Here is a 15,703-nt window from a genome sequence, read left to right on the forward strand (position 1 = left end):
TATATACTGATCATCAGTAAAAAAGTCAAGCTGGGGTTCACGAGTATTTATACTCATCGCAAAAGTGACACGCTCCCGTTACAAACCGCCTCTGTTCTGCATCCACGTACTCGGTAGAGGATTGGAATTTTACCGTCCTTTAATGAATTATATCGATCGATCGCAGCCTGTTTTGGGACTGTCAACCCAGATTATGGATGAAAAATTGGCTCCCCCCAATCGAGTTGAGGAATTGGCAGCTTATTACATAAAAGAAATGCAAACTTTTCAGCCACACGGCCCTTATTTTCTGTTAGGAGTATCTTTTGGGGGGACGGTAGCTTTTGAGATGGGTCGGCAACTTCACGATCTAGGTGAGAAGGTAGCTTTGCTGGGATTGTTGGACACTTACGGGCCGGATGCTTTCAACAATTCGTTTGAGATGAAGCACAGTGAGGGCATAATGAGAATTTTACGTCTCACCCCCGGTGCATTTATGAATAAAGCGAAGAGCAATCTGAGCGGAAAAATCGAGGATCTCACTGAGATTCAGTGGAGAATTTTGTGCAATTTGTACCGGGCGGTGGGGCGTCCCCTGCCAATTTATTTGGAAAACTTCACTCATAGGGAATTAAATCATCAGGCATTGAAACATTATGTAGGGGGAGTTTATGCGGGTCGGGCCTCTGTTTTCAAGGCAGTTGAGAGTGCTACGGCGTTTGGGGCTGACATCGAATTAGGTTGGGGTAGGGTAATTACGGGAGGAATAGAGGTTCACGAGATTCCTAGCGACCACCTTGGGATGTTAAAAGAACCTCACGTTCAGATACTGGGGGAAAAATTGCAGGCTGCAGTCGATCGGGCTCAAGGTTAACATTGGACAATTGACAGTGGACAGCAAAAACCCCGATCTAATTTTCTCTGTGAACTATCAACTATCAACTATCAAATCGTTTCCGGTTGCATCGGAATGATATCAATTCCGGTTGCACCGGAATTATTGTTGACTGTTGACTGTTGACTGTTGACGGGCGGGTCGAAAAACTGAATGGTTGAGTGTTAACTGTTGACTCGATTTTATTATTCCGATGCAACCGGAAACGATATGATTTAACCACAGAGGGCGCAGAGAACACAGAGGAAGATCAGAGAGAGATGAATACAGGACTATGAAGCGCGGATTTGATATGACTTGATTTTACAATTCCGATGCTACCGGATTTGATATCAATTGTTTAAATCCCCATGCTAAAAACTCGCTGTCAACTGTCAACTGTCAACTGTCAACTGTTTAACCTTCCAAAGCCGCCAAAAGACACAGCAATAAAGCCTCCGTCCACTCGACTACAGCACCGTAAGTATCGCCCGTGTGGCCACCCAAACGGTGGTTAAACCAGGCTCCGGCAAAAATTCCGATCGCACTTCCCCCCAAAGCCATCCCCACCGCCAACAGCCACCGATCGCCCTCCAAGACAACTTGCACCACGCTCAAACTCAGCAACAACAGCACTCCCGGTATAAAATCAAAAGGAGAATAAATCGATTCCTTGTGAAATGCTCCCTTACCCTCGGCCCGGAGATAGGGATAGCGGGCGATCGCCACCAGTTGACCCCATCTCCCCCAACCGGCGACGCCCATCAAAGCCAGCCAGCGATAGTTATTCAAGTCCGAGAGAGCGGCAGTTTTCAGCAGCACGATCGCGATCGCAGCCATCGCCCCAAAGGCTCCTGTAACGCTGTCCCGCATCACTTCCAGCCGACGCACGGGGTCGGGTACAGCCAGCCCGTCCGCCGCGTCCATTGCCCCGTCTAGGTGCAGCCCGCCAGTCACCGCGATGCCCAAGACTACCACCAAGGCCGATCGAGTCAGAGCAGGCATTCCCAACAACTGCAACCCAACATCCCCCAGTCCCAGCATCCCCCCAATCAAAAGCCCGATCGCCGGTGCCAAGCGGGCAATGCCCCGAAACTCCAAAGTCCAAGACATCGGTACCGGCAAACAAGTATAAAAAGCGACTGCGGCTGCGATGGCAGCGCCTTGATTCCGGAAAAAGTCGATCGTAGAGCGAACCCATTTATCATGCACCATAAGATAGAAAATTTTTCATCTGGTATGCAGTTGTCAATCGATTAGCGTGTGCCAGAATTGGACTGTAACACCCTAGTTTTTTTGGATCGAGCATTCCTCCTGTCGCCCGCTCTTTTCCCCGGAAAACCTCTGTCGGCAGCGATCCCAAAGCTCCCTATCTAAAATGACTAAACTCAAGATCCGCGTTTCCCGTACCAAGAATTCTAGCTAACTCCCTGATTTTCAAGACGGGAAAATACTACAACAGAGGCTTTTACTCCATGAGTCACGATCAATTGAATAACAGGGTAGTTGCTCCTTGCATCATCGATACAGGGATTGTCGTCAACAAACGCGATATCAAAAGATTGCTGTTTGATTTAGGACGTGTCCGCTACCTTCACATACAAGATGGCCAGATTTACAGCGAAGGAGAAGGGTATGTGCTCGAAGTCTTCGCCAACCCCCATCGTTCTACCCTGATTGCCAACCATGCGCTTTATTTGAACGTGTATAGTTTTGATTACCTGGAACTGAAACAGTCCCCGGTCGATGGTGCTTATTTTGACCTGATTCAAGATGGACGGCAGTTGCGGTTAATTCCCCTTTCCAATCCTTTGCAAGAGCAAGTCGCCCGGAATTTAAATGCGGCGGCTTTGGATGCGGTTGTCGATCAGGTACTCTCTGGCAACTGGGATCTGCAATTGGACGAAGATGATTCCCCCTTTTAATGGTCAGTCAGTCGATTTTAGATTTTAGATTTTAGATTTTAGATTTACTCGCAGCTTTGAATCTGGGAGGTAAAACTAAGGTCTAAAATTTTTTGCCCTCCACGACGATTGTCGGAAACTTGTCTCCGTTTTTGGGCGGGGTCATGGTTTTTTTTGTCGCGATGTCATCAACAATAGATTAAATAACACGGACGGCCGAGTAGCGGTTAACGATCGTCGGGGACTAATGACTGAAGACAACGCGAGATTTTCTTTTAAATGTCAGGCTAATTGCAGCCATACCCAAGCGCGTGCAGGGGTTTTTACAACTCCCCACGGTGTTGTGGAAACACCTAAATTTATGCCAGTGGGGACGCTAGCTAATGTCAAAACTTTGACACCGGCACATCTTGAGGCGGCGGGTTCTCAAATGGTTTTGGCAAATACTTATCACTTGCATTTGCAGCCCGGGGAAGCGATTGTCGCAGGCGCGGGCGGATTGCACAAATTTATGGCTTGGCCAGGCCCGATGCTGACGGATTCGGGTGGCTTTCAGGTGTTTAGCTTGAGCCAAATGCGGACTATTTCTGAGAATGGGGTGACTTTTCGCTCTCCCCGCGATGGCCGCATAATTAATTTGACGCCGGAACGATCGATCGAAATTCAGAATGAGTTGGGCGCTGATGTGATTATGGCCTTTGACGAGTGTCCCCCTTACCCCGCTACGCGGGAGGAGGTGGAGGCTGCCACAAATCGCACTTACCGCTGGCTGCAACGCTGCATTCAAGCTCACTCGCGCCCGGAGCAAGCTTTGTTCGGCATTGTGCAGGGGGGTGTTTTCCCCGATTTGCGATCGCGCGCGGCGAACCAGTTGGTAGATTTGGATTTACCAGGCTACGCCATCGGCGGCGTTAGTGTCGGGGAATCGGGGGATTTGATCGCAGAGATTGTGAAAGCGACTGCGCCCCTGTTGCCGGCAAGTAAACCGCGTTATTTGATGGGGATTGGGACTTATCGGGAAATGGCGTTGGCTGTGGCGAGTGGCGTAGATATGTTTGACTGCGTAATTCCGACTCGGCTAGCGCGCCACGGGACTGCTTTTGTTGGTGGGGAACGCTGGAATTTGAAAAATGCTCGGTTCCGGGAGGATTTTGCTCCGCTGGATGAGTCTTGTCCTTGTTATACATGCCAAAAATTCAGTCGGGCTTATTTGGCCCATTTGGCGCGGGCTAACGAAGTGCTGGGGTATACTTTGCTGGCGATTCACAATGTGACGGAGTTGATTCGCTTTACTGGGAGGATGCGGGAGGCGATTTTTGCCGATCGATTTACTGAAGAGTTTGCCTACTGGCTTGCACCGAGAGTCGATCAATCATGATTGCCTTGGGTGAAGATATGCGACAATTATGAAAATTCTGTTGGATAGGTAGGTTGATTCATGGAAGCTGCATTACTCTTAGCAAAACTGCCCGAAGCTTATTCGATTTTTGAGCCTTTGGTTAATGTTTTGCCGGTCATTCCCGTATTTTTCTTGCTGCTGGCTTTTGTTTGGCAGGCGGCTGTCGGATTTAGATAAGTTTGATTTCATCAAAAGCAGGGGCAATTCACAAATTGCCCCTGCTTTTAGCTATTAAGTTTTGTTTCGTTCTTCTTTCTGGCTTTAGCTACCGCCGGTCGCTTTTTGGAATGCAGGCCTTTCCGAGATCCGCTTGATGTAATCTACAACGGCCGGATAAGCACTGAGGTCTAGTTTTAGCATTATTGGAATGTAGGATAAAACTGACCCGACTGCTGCGTCGGCTACGCCGAATTCATCGCCCATTAAAAAGGGCTGTTTCTCGAAGATTTGATTAAGGGGTGTTAACAAGCGAGGGGTTTCGCGATCGCGAGTTGCTTCTGTAAATATTCCCGGCCCCAGGGTGGCGTTAGCAAACGTGACCCACTGCACGATTTGAGCTTGCTGCTCCAAAGTGTCTGGCATTTTACCATGTTTTTGAGCTAAATACAGCAGAATTGCGCCGGATTCCCAAAGTTTAAAATCTCCGTCGGCGATCGCGGGTACTTTGCCGATCGGGTTAATTTCGAGATACTCTGGCTGCAAGTGTGCCCCTGCTTGCATATCCAGCATGACGAATTCGTAGGGAACCGCTATTTCTTCTAGATACCACTGGACAATTGAGGCCCTGCTGCGGGCTCCGCCGTAAAGTTTCAGCACGAAATTTTTATCCTTTAACACAATATTGCTGTTATAGCATTTTTGGGTCAGTTGTCAGTTGTTAGTTGTCAGTTGTTAGTTGTGATTTGGGAAAATTCCCAATTACTTTTTTCCCAATTACCAATGACTACTGACTAATGACAACTGCCCACTGCCCACTAACAACTGCCAACTGACTACTGACCCATAACTAATGGCACTTCTGTCAAGTGCATAAACAAGATTCGGCTGCCAATGAAAATCAAAATTGCTCCGCCCAATATCTCAATTTTATTAGCAAACAAGTTGCCGCACTTGTGCCCGATAAACACCCCTGCAAAGGCTAAAAAGAAAGTAATAAATCCGATCGCAGTCACCGCAAGAGCAATAGAATCTTTCAGGACAGCAAATCCGAGGCCTACTGCGAGGGCATCGATACTCGTCGCCACCGACAGCGTTATCAAAGTCCCCGTATCTAAGGGATTAAACTTTTTCTCGCATTCTTCGCTTTGCAGCGATTCATAAATCATTCTCCCGCCAATGAAACTCAACAGCCCAAAAGCTATCCAATGGTCGATCGGTGTGATCAAAAAACTAAAACTAAGACCGATCAACCATCCTATTACGGGCATTACAGCTTGAAAACCTCCGAAAAATAAGGCAATTTTTAAAGCTTTATTCACCTTCATGTGTTTGATTGCTAAACCGCTAGAAACAGCAACCGCAAAAGCATCTGCTGCTAGTCCCAAGGAAAGTAATATGGTAGTGGCTGCATCCATTTTTGTAAAGTGTTAGATATTATAGGTAAAGTATTCCTCTTGACTGTTTTACTTTACACTAAAATTTGACATAATTGCCGTTTTATCATATTCAATTCATTTTTTAATCATATTGGTTTCACAATTGGCAAGGGTTGAAAAAATCGGCGCTTAGCTATATTCTGTAAAAGATTATTTATCAAGTAGCAGAATCGACTATGCCGCAATCTAGACCGTACCAGCCATTGCTGCTCAGGTTACTGCACGGGGTTAACGCTGCGATCGCTCTTTTAGCAATTTTGACCGCATTTCTGGTTTACAACACCTACGATGGGCGGTTTGGCAAAGTCCCCGTGCCTCAGATTGCAGATATTATCGGGATTCACGGCACTTTTGGCAAGATGTTGCTGTTAGGAATAATGCCGGCTTTTGCATTGTACAGTTTCCACGCAGGTCAAAAACGCTTGGTGCAGCCGGATTCTTTTGAGAAACTAACGCAATTGGGAAAACCGATTTGGTGGTACAGTTTGCACCGGATTGTGAATACGTTGATGTTGCTGGCACTGACTTGGGCGATCGCTTCTGGCAGTATGGTTAAGGAAGAATGGCTGCCGGCTGGGGAATTGACGCAGGTTTGGTATTATTTACACGCTTCTGGTTGGGTGGTATTGGTATTTTGTCTGGCAATGCACTTGTTGATGAGTGCGAAGGTAGGGAGTTTGCCGCTAATTTTGTCGATGTTTGATGCCACATATCGCCCAGAAGATTCGCCGGCTGCTTGGTGGAAGAAAATTCGCTCTTTAGTCGATCGATCTTAATGTGAAAATGCTTAATTTGAAAAGGAACAGAAATATTTTATTAATTGTTGCGGAAGTCTTGGTAATGGGAGGTTGGTTGTTTGCTGTGGTTGCACCTTTATTATTTCCCTAATCCTATCATATAGCAATCCTAAATCATTTGTGAATTTCTTACTCCCTCCCCTTGGCAAGGGGAGGGTTGGGGTGGGGTAAAAAATTTATGACTCCTGCAAGGATTGCTATAGGAATTTGGGTTAACAAATGATCAGTAGGTTTGTAGTGAGGACTTCAACCCTCTGTTTTCTGACGACTCAAGTCCTCAGTACAAACCGAAATTAAGCTTTTCGCGCAGCTTGCTAGCAAGATTTGCGACGGGTTTCCCTGGTGGCAAGATGCGATATCAAACGATCGGCAATTTTACCATAAACTCAGCACCGCCCCCAGTTTGAGATGTAATTTGAGATTGCACTGGAGATTCAACTGTAAGGCGGCCGCCGTGCAATTCTACAATAATTTTATAGCAAACCGACAACTCCAATCCTGTAAAATTTTTAAATGATTTAGTAAGGCCAAACTCCTCAAATATTCTGTGTTGAATTTCCGGCGGAATTATAGAGCCATTGTGGGCGATCGATACAACAATAAATCTGCCTGTATACTCCTCGACAATATCGGTTTTGATTGTAATAATTTGCGCCGAGTTTTCAATACTTTTAACTGCATCTATAGCATTGATGATGAGACTGGCGAATACCTGGCTCAGTTGACCGGGATAACACAAAATAGGCGGCAGGTTGTGGTACTCCTTGACTACTAATATTTTTTGCTCCAATCTGTGAGCCAGCAACAGCAAAATATTGTCGATGCTCTCATTAACGTTGGCGTGTTCTTTGTTGGCTTCGTCAGGAAGTGAAAATTTCCTCAAAGCCAGGACTATCTGGCGAATGCCATCGGCTCCTCTTTTCAAAAAATTGAGGATTTGTGGCAACTCTTGGCTGATAAAATCTAGGTCGCAAGTCTCTATTTTTTTTGCAATTGGTGGCACAGGTTCGGGATATTGTTCTCGATAGAGGCTAATTATACTAAGCAAATCTTTGATATAATCGTTGAGGTGAATCAGGCGGCCGTAAATAAAGTTAATCGGGTTATTAATTTCCTGGGCCACTTCAGTGGCTAGTTGACCAACCATTGTAATTTTTTCGCTGTGTACTAAATGCTCTTCGGTTATTCTGAGTTTGGCTAATACTTCTTCCAAAAGTTTGAGTTCTTCTTGAATTTGCCCGTGGAGTTGGGATTGGGAAATTGCGATCGCCAGCGAGTCTGCAATTGCTTCCAAAACTTCTACCTCGTCGGGAGTCGCAAACCGGCGGTTTGCACAGGCGAACAGATATCCAAGCCGATGATTCTGAGTTAGTACGGGTACTGCTGCGTAGTGACTATTTGTAAGTTCGATATGGGCGTGTTCCTCAGACGCTGTGGCATCAGGGGCGGCGGTTTTATGTAGCAGTATCGTTTCGCAGCGGTGAAGCCGTGCAGCTAAATCTCCAGAGGGCCCTCCTGGAACACCAAAGATTCCCAAGCGCGTCGGCAAACCTTCCCGGCAATATTCCCAGCCAAATTCTAAAGTATCTTGTCGGGGGTCGTACCATGCGAAAATTGCTCGATCGAGCTTCAGTAAAGTACCGAGTTCGTCTACTGTAGTTTGGAGGATGCGATCGAGGTGCAAGCAAGCGCGAATGCGACCAGTCAAGCGGTGGAGAAGCGCTTCTGTGCGAGTGCGAATGCAGTTGAGGGCAAACAGCTTGAGCGCCACAATTGCTGCGAAAATAGCTGCGAGGGCAAGTACGGTGACGGCTGCTGCAAGTATATTTAAGGGGAGCAATTCTTTTTCGAGATTGTCGCGGGGAATTACGAGGGCGATCGACCATTCAGCTTGTTCTAAAGGAAGATAGGCAACATAAACTTTGGCGTCGTTGATTTTAGTCAGGACAAGGCCCGTTTTTTGATAAACCATCTCCCGGGCTACATTCGCCAAATTAGCATCTGCGGACTCTAAAAGACTCGGAGCCGGCTTGTCGGTATTTCCGATTAACCGAGCGTCGGGATGCACAATCGGCACTCCTTGAGAATTCAGAACAAAAGCGTAAGTTCCTGCCCCATATTCCAGCTTTCCTACTACTTGGGCAATTCGGTCGATCCCAATGACGCCGTTCATTACTCCGATCGGCTTTTCGGCGGTTTTATCAATAGAATTTGCCAAATTTGACCACACCGGAGCCGAAATGGGAACAATACTTTGTCCTTTGAGCGTGCGAGAAATGGTAGGATCTGAAACATAGACTTCCCCAGCCATCGCCTTTTTAAAGTGTTGGCGGTCGCTAACATTAATCAACGCTCTGCCCACTTTTGTGGTGAAATAAGAACCGTCGGGATCAATTAATGCGAAGTGCTGGAATTCTTGCAGTCGATTTACTTCCGATTTTAAGTAAGGCTCTGCCACTGACCAATTCATCGAACGAACCGGAGGAGTGTTGGCGAGGATTTCGATCTCAGCCTTTCTAGTACCGAGCCAGCGATCGATCTTGTTGGCGCGATCCCTAACTTCTAACAAAGCATTTCGCTCGCTTTTGGTGATAATCAAGCGGCGAACGCTTTGATAGCTGATACAACCAATGATGCTAGCTGCCAGAATTGTTCCGCCCAAAATTAAGAGCGCAGTTTGGTACCGAAGATGGTATTCGCCCTTTAATTCTGCTGGCAAGAGTCGAGTTAATTTCCACCACTTTACTCTCGCCAAGCTTCGCATGGTTTGACCAATTTGTGAGATTGAAATCCTTAGCTCACCTGCGATCTACTCGCCCGCCTGCTAGTAGTCTTAAACTACTAGCATTCAATAATTGCGGGGATTTTTTAATTTTTTCCCGCCGAGCGGCTCACTTTGTTAAACTGGAATAATATCCTACCACATTTTTGAGCCATTAAAACTTTTCATTAACAACTTAAGATTTTTTTTAACAGTCGTTAATAATTTATGTTAATTAGGTGATGTGAGCAGTGCGAACCCTACATTGAGATGTTTGGTGTTTGTCTTAATAACGGAATATTAAAACTTTTCCTTCCTTAATAAACTAAAAATTTGTTAAATCTTTAATTTACATCCTTTCCGCCTGCATCGGTATTGTTCAAAAATCCAAACAGTCAGTTAGCCCGAAAGCATAATTTTAGTCAACAGTCAAGAATCATATCGAGGAGTGCAACCGGAATTCATATTACATCTCAAAACTCGAAACTATTTTCGGTGCATCCGCTGGCTGAGGCACTGTTAAATTGCCCCAGTTGCGCGATTTGTTTAAAGAACCTTGTGAGTGTGTTCGTGCTGTTTCACATTGTCTTCAGTGCGAATGATACGCTCGGAGTTGAGCACTCTTTTGCGTTCTAAGGAATAAGTAAAGTCGTTGCGAACTGTTCCCAAGGGAATGTGAAGTTGAGCTTGGGGGCGGATTTTGTAAGTGCGGGCAGCGGCGATCGCCCGAAAGCCAAATTCTTCGCTAAACTGAGCTGAGGTCGGGAATTCTGGCAACATTTTGGGTGTTTCGCCGTCGAGCACTGCTCCCAAAGTCGTCCCGCAAATCATTAAATAGGATGTGGGAATTCCCTTCAAAATTGCTTCTAAAGCTGCTGAGGGAATAGCTTCGATTACTTGCACTTCAAAAACTTCGCCTTCTTCTTTGATGAAGCAGGTAGCTACACCGACTGCTATGTAGTCGTCGGTGCAGAGATCAGGAGCGTTGTGATAAACTGTTGCAGTCGTCATAATAAAAGCTTGGTAGTGTGGAAACCGGGAACGAGAAATTATATCATTTCCGGTAACACCGGAATGATGTTGACTGTTGACGGTTCACTGTTGACGCCGTGAACAGTGAACTCGAATTTACTATTCCGATGCTAACGGATTTGATCTTAAGCGATTTTAGATTTTAGATTTTAGATTTATTCCACGGTTTTTTTTCGGGGATTTTACGTGAAAAATCTCAAACCGGCTGTTCTAATACCTAAAATTTTTTGGTTAAGCTCCAAGGAGCCGATCGCACGATTGTGTCGATCGTACCACATCAAGGTAGATGCCGGATGATTCGGCAAGGATTCCCCGCCACCACGACGTTTGCAGGAATATCTTTGACAACAACACTGCCTGCGCCGATCGTACTATTGTCGCCAATAGTGACTCCTGGACAAATAATACTGCCGCCGCCAATCCAAACATTATTGCCAATATTAATTTCAGCGGCGAGTTCTAAACCAGCAAGCCTCATTTCCGGATCTGTGGGGTGAAAAGCTGTGTAAATTTGTACGTTGGGCCCGCACAGTAAATTCTCGCCAATGTTAACTCGATTGCAGTCGAGAATCACGCAGCCAAAATTCATATACAATCCGTTTCCCGCATAAATATTGCTGCCGTAGTCGCAGTAGAAAGGTGGCTCGATTTCAACTTTTGACCCAACTGCACCGAACCATTCTGCGAGAATTTCTAACCGTTTGTCTGGTTCGTCTTCGCGGGTAGAATTGTAGGTTCTGGCGAGGCGGCGGGCTCGCTGGCGCTCTAAAATTAATTGCTCATCAGCAGCTAAATACAATTCGCCGGCGAGCATTTTTTGGTTTTCGGTTTTTTCCACAGTTTTTTCCACGGTAAGAATCGGCGGTTGAAACCGCTACTTCACCAACGAAGTTCCTCTCTAAGAGACTGAAGAATAATGTAGGGTGCGCTAGGCGCACCTTACCGCTATAATTAGCGCGTCATACCAATTTTATATGAGGCTGCATAGAATCTGATCCCCCCTAACTCCCCTTAATAAGGGGGGGACAAGAGCTTGGTCAAAGTCCCCCTTATTAAGGGGGATTTAGGGGGATCGAAATATATGCAACTTCACATTAAATTGGTATCAGTTCATTTTTTGATGTTGTAGCATACATTTAGGTTTCCGGTTTTGACTGCAAACAAACAGCTAAATCCAGATTGGCTAATTTCTCAAAAGCTCGATCGATCGATCCTTTTCCCCGCAAAAAACCAGTATTTGCACCGGGACAAATATACTCTAAAGTTTGCGGCGAAAATCGATCGAGAATTGACTTCACGCTGTTAATTTGCCTAGGCCAGTGAAAAGTTTTTGCTGTCAACAGCGGTACTGGGGCGGCTTCTCGGTTGGGGAGCAAGTGCCTACCCGAAAACAGCACTCCACCGCTGCCACTATGATAAAGGCAAGAGGAACCAGGAGAATGGCCAGGAGTCCAAAATGCTTTCATTCGATCGCTCACAACAAATTCTCGCTCAAAAACCGTCACCTTCAAACCCGGCAGTAAATAAGCTTCCTGCTCTTGAATCAGGATCTCGCACCCCGTGGCTTCCTGAATCTGCCGCGCCTTGGCGATAGCGCCACGGTGGGTGAGAAACAGCAGTCGCACGCCGCCGTGTTCCCGCAAAAATGTTTGGTTAATCTCATCCCAAGCGGGACAATCCACCAGGATGTTAGTTTGGTTTTCTACAATGAAATAGGCTGTTGCACCCAGGGTATCCCGGTTAGGCGGGAAAGCAAGGATATTGTCGAGCACGGGCCTGGGTTGTTTGGAGACTGAACTCTGTTGTTTCAAGGAAGTATTTCAGAAGGGAATGGGATAAATATTATGTTCTTTTTACTATGGTTGTTCGTATTGGGGCTGATATCGTACTTCTTGTTGCAGAACGGCACCAGCCGCATCACCAGGACTCCGATATGGCTGCTGTGGCTGGTAATGATGGCGCCGGCGCTGATTTGGAGTGGTTGGATTTTAGTTTACGGTACCAGCAAAACTGTACCGCCGGAGTTGGTAATTATACCTTTTCTGGTTTGCCCTTTTTTGTATTGGTTTTTGGTACAGTTGGGGCGCAAGAAAATTACCGCCGAAACTGCTGAGCAGCTAGCAGCAGAAGCGACTGAACCTGCAAAGCCAAAACCGCCTGTGCGCCCGATCAATGCAGCAGAAGAAGCGAGTTTGCGCGATTGTTTTCCTTGGTCAATTTACTTTTTGCGAGATTTGGAATTTCGGCCACAGGCTGTAATTTGTCGCGGACAGTTGCGAACCAACCCGGAGGCGGCTTATCAGGCAATTCGGGAGAATGTGGAGAGGCTTTTTGGCGATCGCTTTTTAGTAGTATTTCAAAACAGCTTGAGCGGTCAACCTTTTTTTGCTATAGTTCCCAATCCCAGCCACCAATCAGGGGAAACTCCTGTCAAAACCGAATCTGTAACCCGGCCCTTTTTCGCATTAGCTTTGTTGCTAATCACGGTGTTTACGACTACGCTTGTCGGGGCGCGACTTGCCGGAGTTACTGAACAAGCTTTGCAGTCCAACCCATCAATGTTGCTGCAGGGTTTGCCTTACTCGCTGGCTCTAATTACATTTTTAGCAATTCACGAATCCGGCCACTATTTAGCTGCCCGATTTTACCAAATTCGCACGACTTTGCCTTATTTCATACCGATTCCTTTTTTCTTAGGAACTTTTGGGGCTTTCATTCAAATACGGAGTCCAATTCCCCACCGCCGAGCTTTATTTGATGTTAGCATTGCCGGCCCCCTTGCGGGTTTAGTGGCGACAGTGCCATTATTAATTTGGGGTTTGAATCATTCGACTATTGTACCGCTGTCTGACAAGTCGGGAATGTTAAATTTTGAGTCTTTCAAACCCAGTTTTTCCCTGCTGATGACTTTGTTGAGCAAGTTAACTTTGGGTGGTGCTTTAAATGCGGAAACTGCGATAAATTTGCATCCGGTAGCGGTGGCTGGTTATTTGGGTTTGATCGTGACGGCGTTTAATTTGATGCCGGTGGGGCAACTCGACGGCGGGCACATTGTACACGCGATGTTCGGCCAGCGAGCGAGTATGGCGATCGGGCAAGTTGCTAGACTTTGTATGCTGCTGCTTTCTTTTTTGGAACAGGGTTTGCTGCTGTGGGCGATTATTTTGTTTTTCACGCCACTAAACGACGAACCGGCGTTGAATGATGTCAGTGAATTGGATAATCGGCGGGATTTTTTGGGGCTAATGGCGATCGGGCTTTTGTTAATGATTTTGTTGCCGGCGCCCAGGGTACTCCTTGAGTGGTTAAATGTTTAGAAGGAAGTTCGGCAACGGATTCTGTAACGGATTTAACTAACGGATCGATGCCGAAGTCCGAGGTAATAGAGAGGAAGGAAGAAAAGAGAGGTTGACAAAATCCTGCAAGAGTGGCTATACAAGCGAGTTTAGCATTTCTCAACTCGCTTTATATCTCGAAGTAATCTTTATTTTCACCGACTGATTACAGAAATATGTCTTACAAATCCTTTACTTTCCAACAATTAGAAGAGCGATTTGGATTGGAGCTATCACTCAGTCCTATTTTGAGTGCCAAGGTTGTTCCTGTAGAACCATCCGAATGGCTTTGGAGAGCAATCGAAATTAGTTCTAACACTGCTGTTACAACTGCAAAAGAACGTTCGGAACGGATTATTTCTCCTATTCTGTTAGAATTAAGAGAAAGGAACAACAGACAATTTTCTCTTTTTTCTGGTTGGTCATTTGATGTAGATGCTGAGCTGGGATTGAATGGGGAATGCGACTTTCTAATGTCTTCTGTTCCGTTGGATTTTGAAATTAAAGTTCCTGTTTTTGCATTGAGAGAAACGAAAGGCGGAGAAATAGAATCTTGTCTGCCACAGTGTGCAGCACAAATGGTAGCAGCTCAGCTATTTAACGAACGCGAACACAATTCCATACCTGCAATATATGGCGGCGTAACTACTGGCGTTGTCTGGCGGTTTCTTAAATTAGAAGGAAATAATTTAATTATTGATGTTGATGTTTATTGTCTCGATAATGTTCCTATGATTTTAGGTGTTTTACAAACAATCGTTAATTTGTACCAATAATTTGACGAATTTAATAAAATAGGTTTGTAGGAAAATTCCGTTGTTATTACAAACTTAATGATATTTTTTTAGCCGACGCGAGAGCGAAAAAGTGTGATCGCAAATTAAATAATCTAGCTGTACCAATGATCGCAATTACTCCCGAACAAATAGCGCTAATTCCGATCTATCGCGAGAAGTGGCGACAAATTGGACTTTCGATCGCACAGATCGATCGCCCGCAAGCGATAGCGGCCATCAACACCGCCTACAACATCATCGGCTGTTCTGAACCGGAAATTATTTTCTGTGACAGCCCTTACATAGCTTTGCAAGCAATTGAACCGCTAAGGATACGCGATTCTGGTCTGGGAATGGCCAGCGAAATCAGAAACAAAATTCATAAGGAATTGTACGATATATTAAGAAGTCAACTGGACAGGAAATTAGAAAATAAGATTTACAGCCAACTCTATAATCCGCTGTACGCTCAACTGATGAATCAACTGCACCTTCATGTTAAAGACGAAGTTTACGTCAAATTAGCAAGGAAGTTGGGCGGGAGATTTCAGAGATTCCTGATCGATCAGGCTTATCATAATAACAGCATAGTTTCCGAACTGTCAGCCTGTCACGGAAGTTGGGTGGATTTTTGTATTGGCGTGTTAAATTTGGAGTACGATCGCCCTTTATACTCAGCCTTTAAATCTTTAGTGGAAAACTGTGGCTGGATTTACCCGTTTGAGAAAATGTGCTTTGTGTGCGATCGCCCGATCAAACTTCATTTTGATAGCGAATATTTGCTCCACGCAGAAGCTCAACCAGCGGTTGAATTTGCTGACAAGTTCAGTGTATACTCTTATCGTGGCGTCCGACTGCCGGAAATAATTGGTCAAGTTCCGCCGCAGTCTTGGCAAGCTTCAGGGCTGTTAACAGAACAGAATGCCGAAGTGTGGCGAGTTTTAATTCAGGCGATCGGCTATCCGAGAATTTGTCAAGAATTGCAAGCAACTGAATTGGATACTTGGCAAGAATATACTTTGTTAAAAATTGAGAATAATATTGACATAGAGCCAATTTATTTGTTAAAGATGACTTGTCCGAGTACGGGACACCTTCATGCCTTGCGAGTGCCGCCAAAAGTGCGATCCTCTTCGAGGGCTTCGCTAACGGCTAAAGAAGCGATTAGCTGGTGGACATTCTCACGCCCGCTAAAGCCACGGTGATTCCAAACATCACTGTTTGGGCTTCCTCTTTCTGCGACCCGACTTA

At 45.7% G+C, this 15,703-nt stretch carries 15 protein-coding genes; 8 read left to right on the forward strand and 7 right to left on the reverse strand.

Features of this window, described 5'->3' with window-relative positions:
- The first annotated feature begins 64 nt into the window (after nt 1-64).
- Entirely contained in the window at nt 65-853 is a 789-nt protein-coding gene (locus QUA74_RS27820; RefSeq protein ID WP_333335537.1) for a thioesterase domain-containing protein, read from the forward strand.
- Between the two features lie 417 nt (nt 854-1,270).
- Here the strand turns inward: QUA74_RS27820 and cobS are convergent, their stop codons facing one another.
- The gene (gene cobS, locus QUA74_RS27825) at nt 1,271-2,068 is read right to left on the reverse strand and encodes an adenosylcobinamide-GDP ribazoletransferase (protein WP_333335540.1); all 798 of its coding nucleotides are present in this window, start codon (nt 2,066-2,068) and stop codon (nt 1,271-1,273) included.
- Nucleotides 2,069-2,328: 260 nt separating this feature from the next.
- On the opposite strand from cobS, the gene QUA74_RS27830 reads away from it, so the two are divergent.
- The 3 genes from QUA74_RS27830 (at nt 2,329) to QUA74_RS27840 (ending at nt 4,333) form a co-directional block, all read left to right on the forward strand.
- Nucleotides 2,329-2,778 carry a hypothetical protein gene (locus QUA74_RS27830; protein ID WP_333335543.1) on the forward strand — a complete coding sequence of 150 codons (450 nt, stop codon included), beginning with the start codon at nt 2,329-2,331 and terminating at the stop codon, nt 2,776-2,778.
- Between the two features lie 226 nt (nt 2,779-3,004).
- On the forward strand, nt 3,005-4,135 hold the full coding sequence (gene tgt, locus QUA74_RS27835) for a tRNA guanosine(34) transglycosylase Tgt (protein ID WP_333335545.1): 1,131 nt from the start codon (nt 3,005-3,007) through the stop codon (nt 4,133-4,135).
- A gap of 60 nt (nt 4,136-4,195) precedes the next feature.
- Complete coding sequence (locus QUA74_RS27840) at nt 4,196-4,333, forward strand: photosystem II reaction center protein K (RefSeq protein ID WP_006634808.1); 138 nt, start codon at nt 4,196-4,198, stop codon at nt 4,331-4,333.
- 84 nt (nt 4,334-4,417) lie between these two features.
- On the opposite strand, the gene QUA74_RS27845 is transcribed toward QUA74_RS27840, so the two are convergent.
- Together QUA74_RS27845 and QUA74_RS27850 are read right to left on the reverse strand one after the other, a co-directional pair.
- Nucleotides 4,418-4,972, reverse strand: a complete 555-nt coding sequence (locus QUA74_RS27845; RefSeq protein ID WP_333335576.1) for a glutathione S-transferase family protein — start codon at nt 4,970-4,972, stop codon at nt 4,418-4,420.
- Nucleotides 4,973-5,148: 176 nt separating this feature from the next.
- Nucleotides 5,149-5,730, reverse strand: coding sequence for a manganese efflux pump MntP family protein (locus tag QUA74_RS27850; protein ID WP_333335548.1), 582 nt, complete (start codon nt 5,728-5,730; stop codon nt 5,149-5,151).
- A gap of 197 nt (nt 5,731-5,927) precedes the next feature.
- On the opposite strand from QUA74_RS27850, the gene QUA74_RS27855 reads away from it, so the two are divergent.
- Nucleotides 5,928-6,527: a cytochrome b/b6 domain-containing protein gene (locus QUA74_RS27855; protein ID WP_333335550.1), complete on the forward strand. Its 600-nt coding sequence runs from the start codon at nt 5,928-5,930 to the stop codon at nt 6,525-6,527.
- Between the two features lie 379 nt (nt 6,528-6,906).
- On the opposite strand, the gene QUA74_RS27860 is transcribed toward QUA74_RS27855, so the two are convergent.
- The 4 genes from QUA74_RS27860 to QUA74_RS27875 all read right to left on the reverse strand — a co-directional run bounded on the left by QUA74_RS27860 (nt 6,907) and on the right by QUA74_RS27875 (nt 12,152).
- On the reverse strand, nt 6,907-9,312 hold the full coding sequence (locus QUA74_RS27860) for a cache domain-containing protein (RefSeq protein WP_333335553.1): 2,406 nt from the start codon (nt 9,310-9,312) through the stop codon (nt 6,907-6,909).
- Between the two features lie 543 nt (nt 9,313-9,855).
- The gene (locus QUA74_RS27865; protein ID WP_333335556.1) at nt 9,856-10,320 is read right to left on the reverse strand and encodes a hypothetical protein; all 465 of its coding nucleotides are present in this window, start codon (nt 10,318-10,320) and stop codon (nt 9,856-9,858) included.
- Between the two features lie 298 nt (nt 10,321-10,618).
- On the reverse strand, nt 10,619-11,179 hold the full coding sequence (locus QUA74_RS27870; RefSeq protein WP_333335560.1) for a sugar O-acetyltransferase: 561 nt from the start codon (nt 11,177-11,179) through the stop codon (nt 10,619-10,621).
- 298 nt (nt 11,180-11,477) lie between these two features.
- Nucleotides 11,478-12,152: an MBL fold metallo-hydrolase gene (locus tag QUA74_RS27875; protein ID WP_333335563.1), complete on the reverse strand. Its 675-nt coding sequence runs from the start codon at nt 12,150-12,152 to the stop codon at nt 11,478-11,480.
- 33 nt (nt 12,153-12,185) lie between these two features.
- Between QUA74_RS27875 and QUA74_RS27880 the strand changes: the two genes are divergently transcribed.
- The 3 genes from QUA74_RS27880 (at nt 12,186) to QUA74_RS27890 (ending at nt 15,657) form a co-directional block, all read left to right on the forward strand.
- Entirely contained in the window at nt 12,186-13,658 is a 1,473-nt protein-coding gene (locus QUA74_RS27880) for a site-2 protease family protein (protein ID WP_333335566.1), read from the forward strand.
- 194 nt (nt 13,659-13,852) lie between these two features.
- Nucleotides 13,853-14,452 (forward strand): hypothetical protein, encoded by a 600-nt coding sequence (locus QUA74_RS27885; RefSeq protein WP_333335569.1) that lies wholly within the window; start codon nt 13,853-13,855, stop codon nt 14,450-14,452.
- Nucleotides 14,453-14,577: 125 nt separating this feature from the next.
- A complete protein-coding gene (locus tag QUA74_RS27890; protein WP_333335572.1) occupies nt 14,578-15,657 on the forward strand; it encodes a DUF6745 domain-containing protein in 1,080 nt (359 codons plus the stop codon).
- The last annotated feature ends 46 nt before the right edge of the window (nt 15,658-15,703 follow it).

The sequence above is a fragment of the Microcoleus sp. LAD1_D3 genome (assembly GCF_036702135.1).
Taxonomy (GTDB): Bacteria; Cyanobacteriota; Cyanobacteriia; order Cyanobacteriales; family Microcoleaceae; genus Microcoleus.

Excerpts from the sequence above, each read along its gene's own strand:
- QUA74_RS27880 (WP_333335566.1), top strand. The coding sequence starts at position 12,186 with ATGTTCTTTTTACTATGGTTGTTCGTATTGGGGCTGATATCGTACTTC.
- tgt (WP_333335545.1), top strand. The coding sequence starts at position 3,005 with ATGACTGAAGACAACGCGAGATTTTCTTTTAAATGTCAGGCTAATTGC.
- QUA74_RS27860 (WP_333335553.1), bottom strand. The coding sequence starts at position 9,312 with ATGCGAAGCTTGGCGAGAGTAAAGTGGTGGAAATTAACTCGACTCTTG.
- QUA74_RS27890 (WP_333335572.1), top strand. The coding sequence starts at position 14,578 with ATGATCGCAATTACTCCCGAACAAATAGCGCTAATTCCGATCTATCGC.
- QUA74_RS27865 (WP_333335556.1), bottom strand. The coding sequence starts at position 10,320 with ATGACGACTGCAACAGTTTATCACAACGCTCCTGATCTCTGCACCGAC.
- QUA74_RS27850 (WP_333335548.1), bottom strand. The coding sequence starts at position 5,730 with ATGGATGCAGCCACTACCATATTACTTTCCTTGGGACTAGCAGCAGAT.
- cobS (WP_333335540.1), bottom strand. The coding sequence starts at position 2,068 with ATGGTGCATGATAAATGGGTTCGCTCTACGATCGACTTTTTCCGGAAT.
- QUA74_RS27830 (WP_333335543.1), top strand. The coding sequence starts at position 2,329 with ATGAGTCACGATCAATTGAATAACAGGGTAGTTGCTCCTTGCATCATC.
- QUA74_RS27840 (WP_006634808.1), top strand. The coding sequence starts at position 4,196 with ATGGAAGCTGCATTACTCTTAGCAAAACTGCCCGAAGCTTATTCGATT.
- QUA74_RS27855 (WP_333335550.1), top strand. The coding sequence starts at position 5,928 with ATGCCGCAATCTAGACCGTACCAGCCATTGCTGCTCAGGTTACTGCAC.
- QUA74_RS27885 (WP_333335569.1), top strand. The coding sequence starts at position 13,853 with ATGTCTTACAAATCCTTTACTTTCCAACAATTAGAAGAGCGATTTGGA.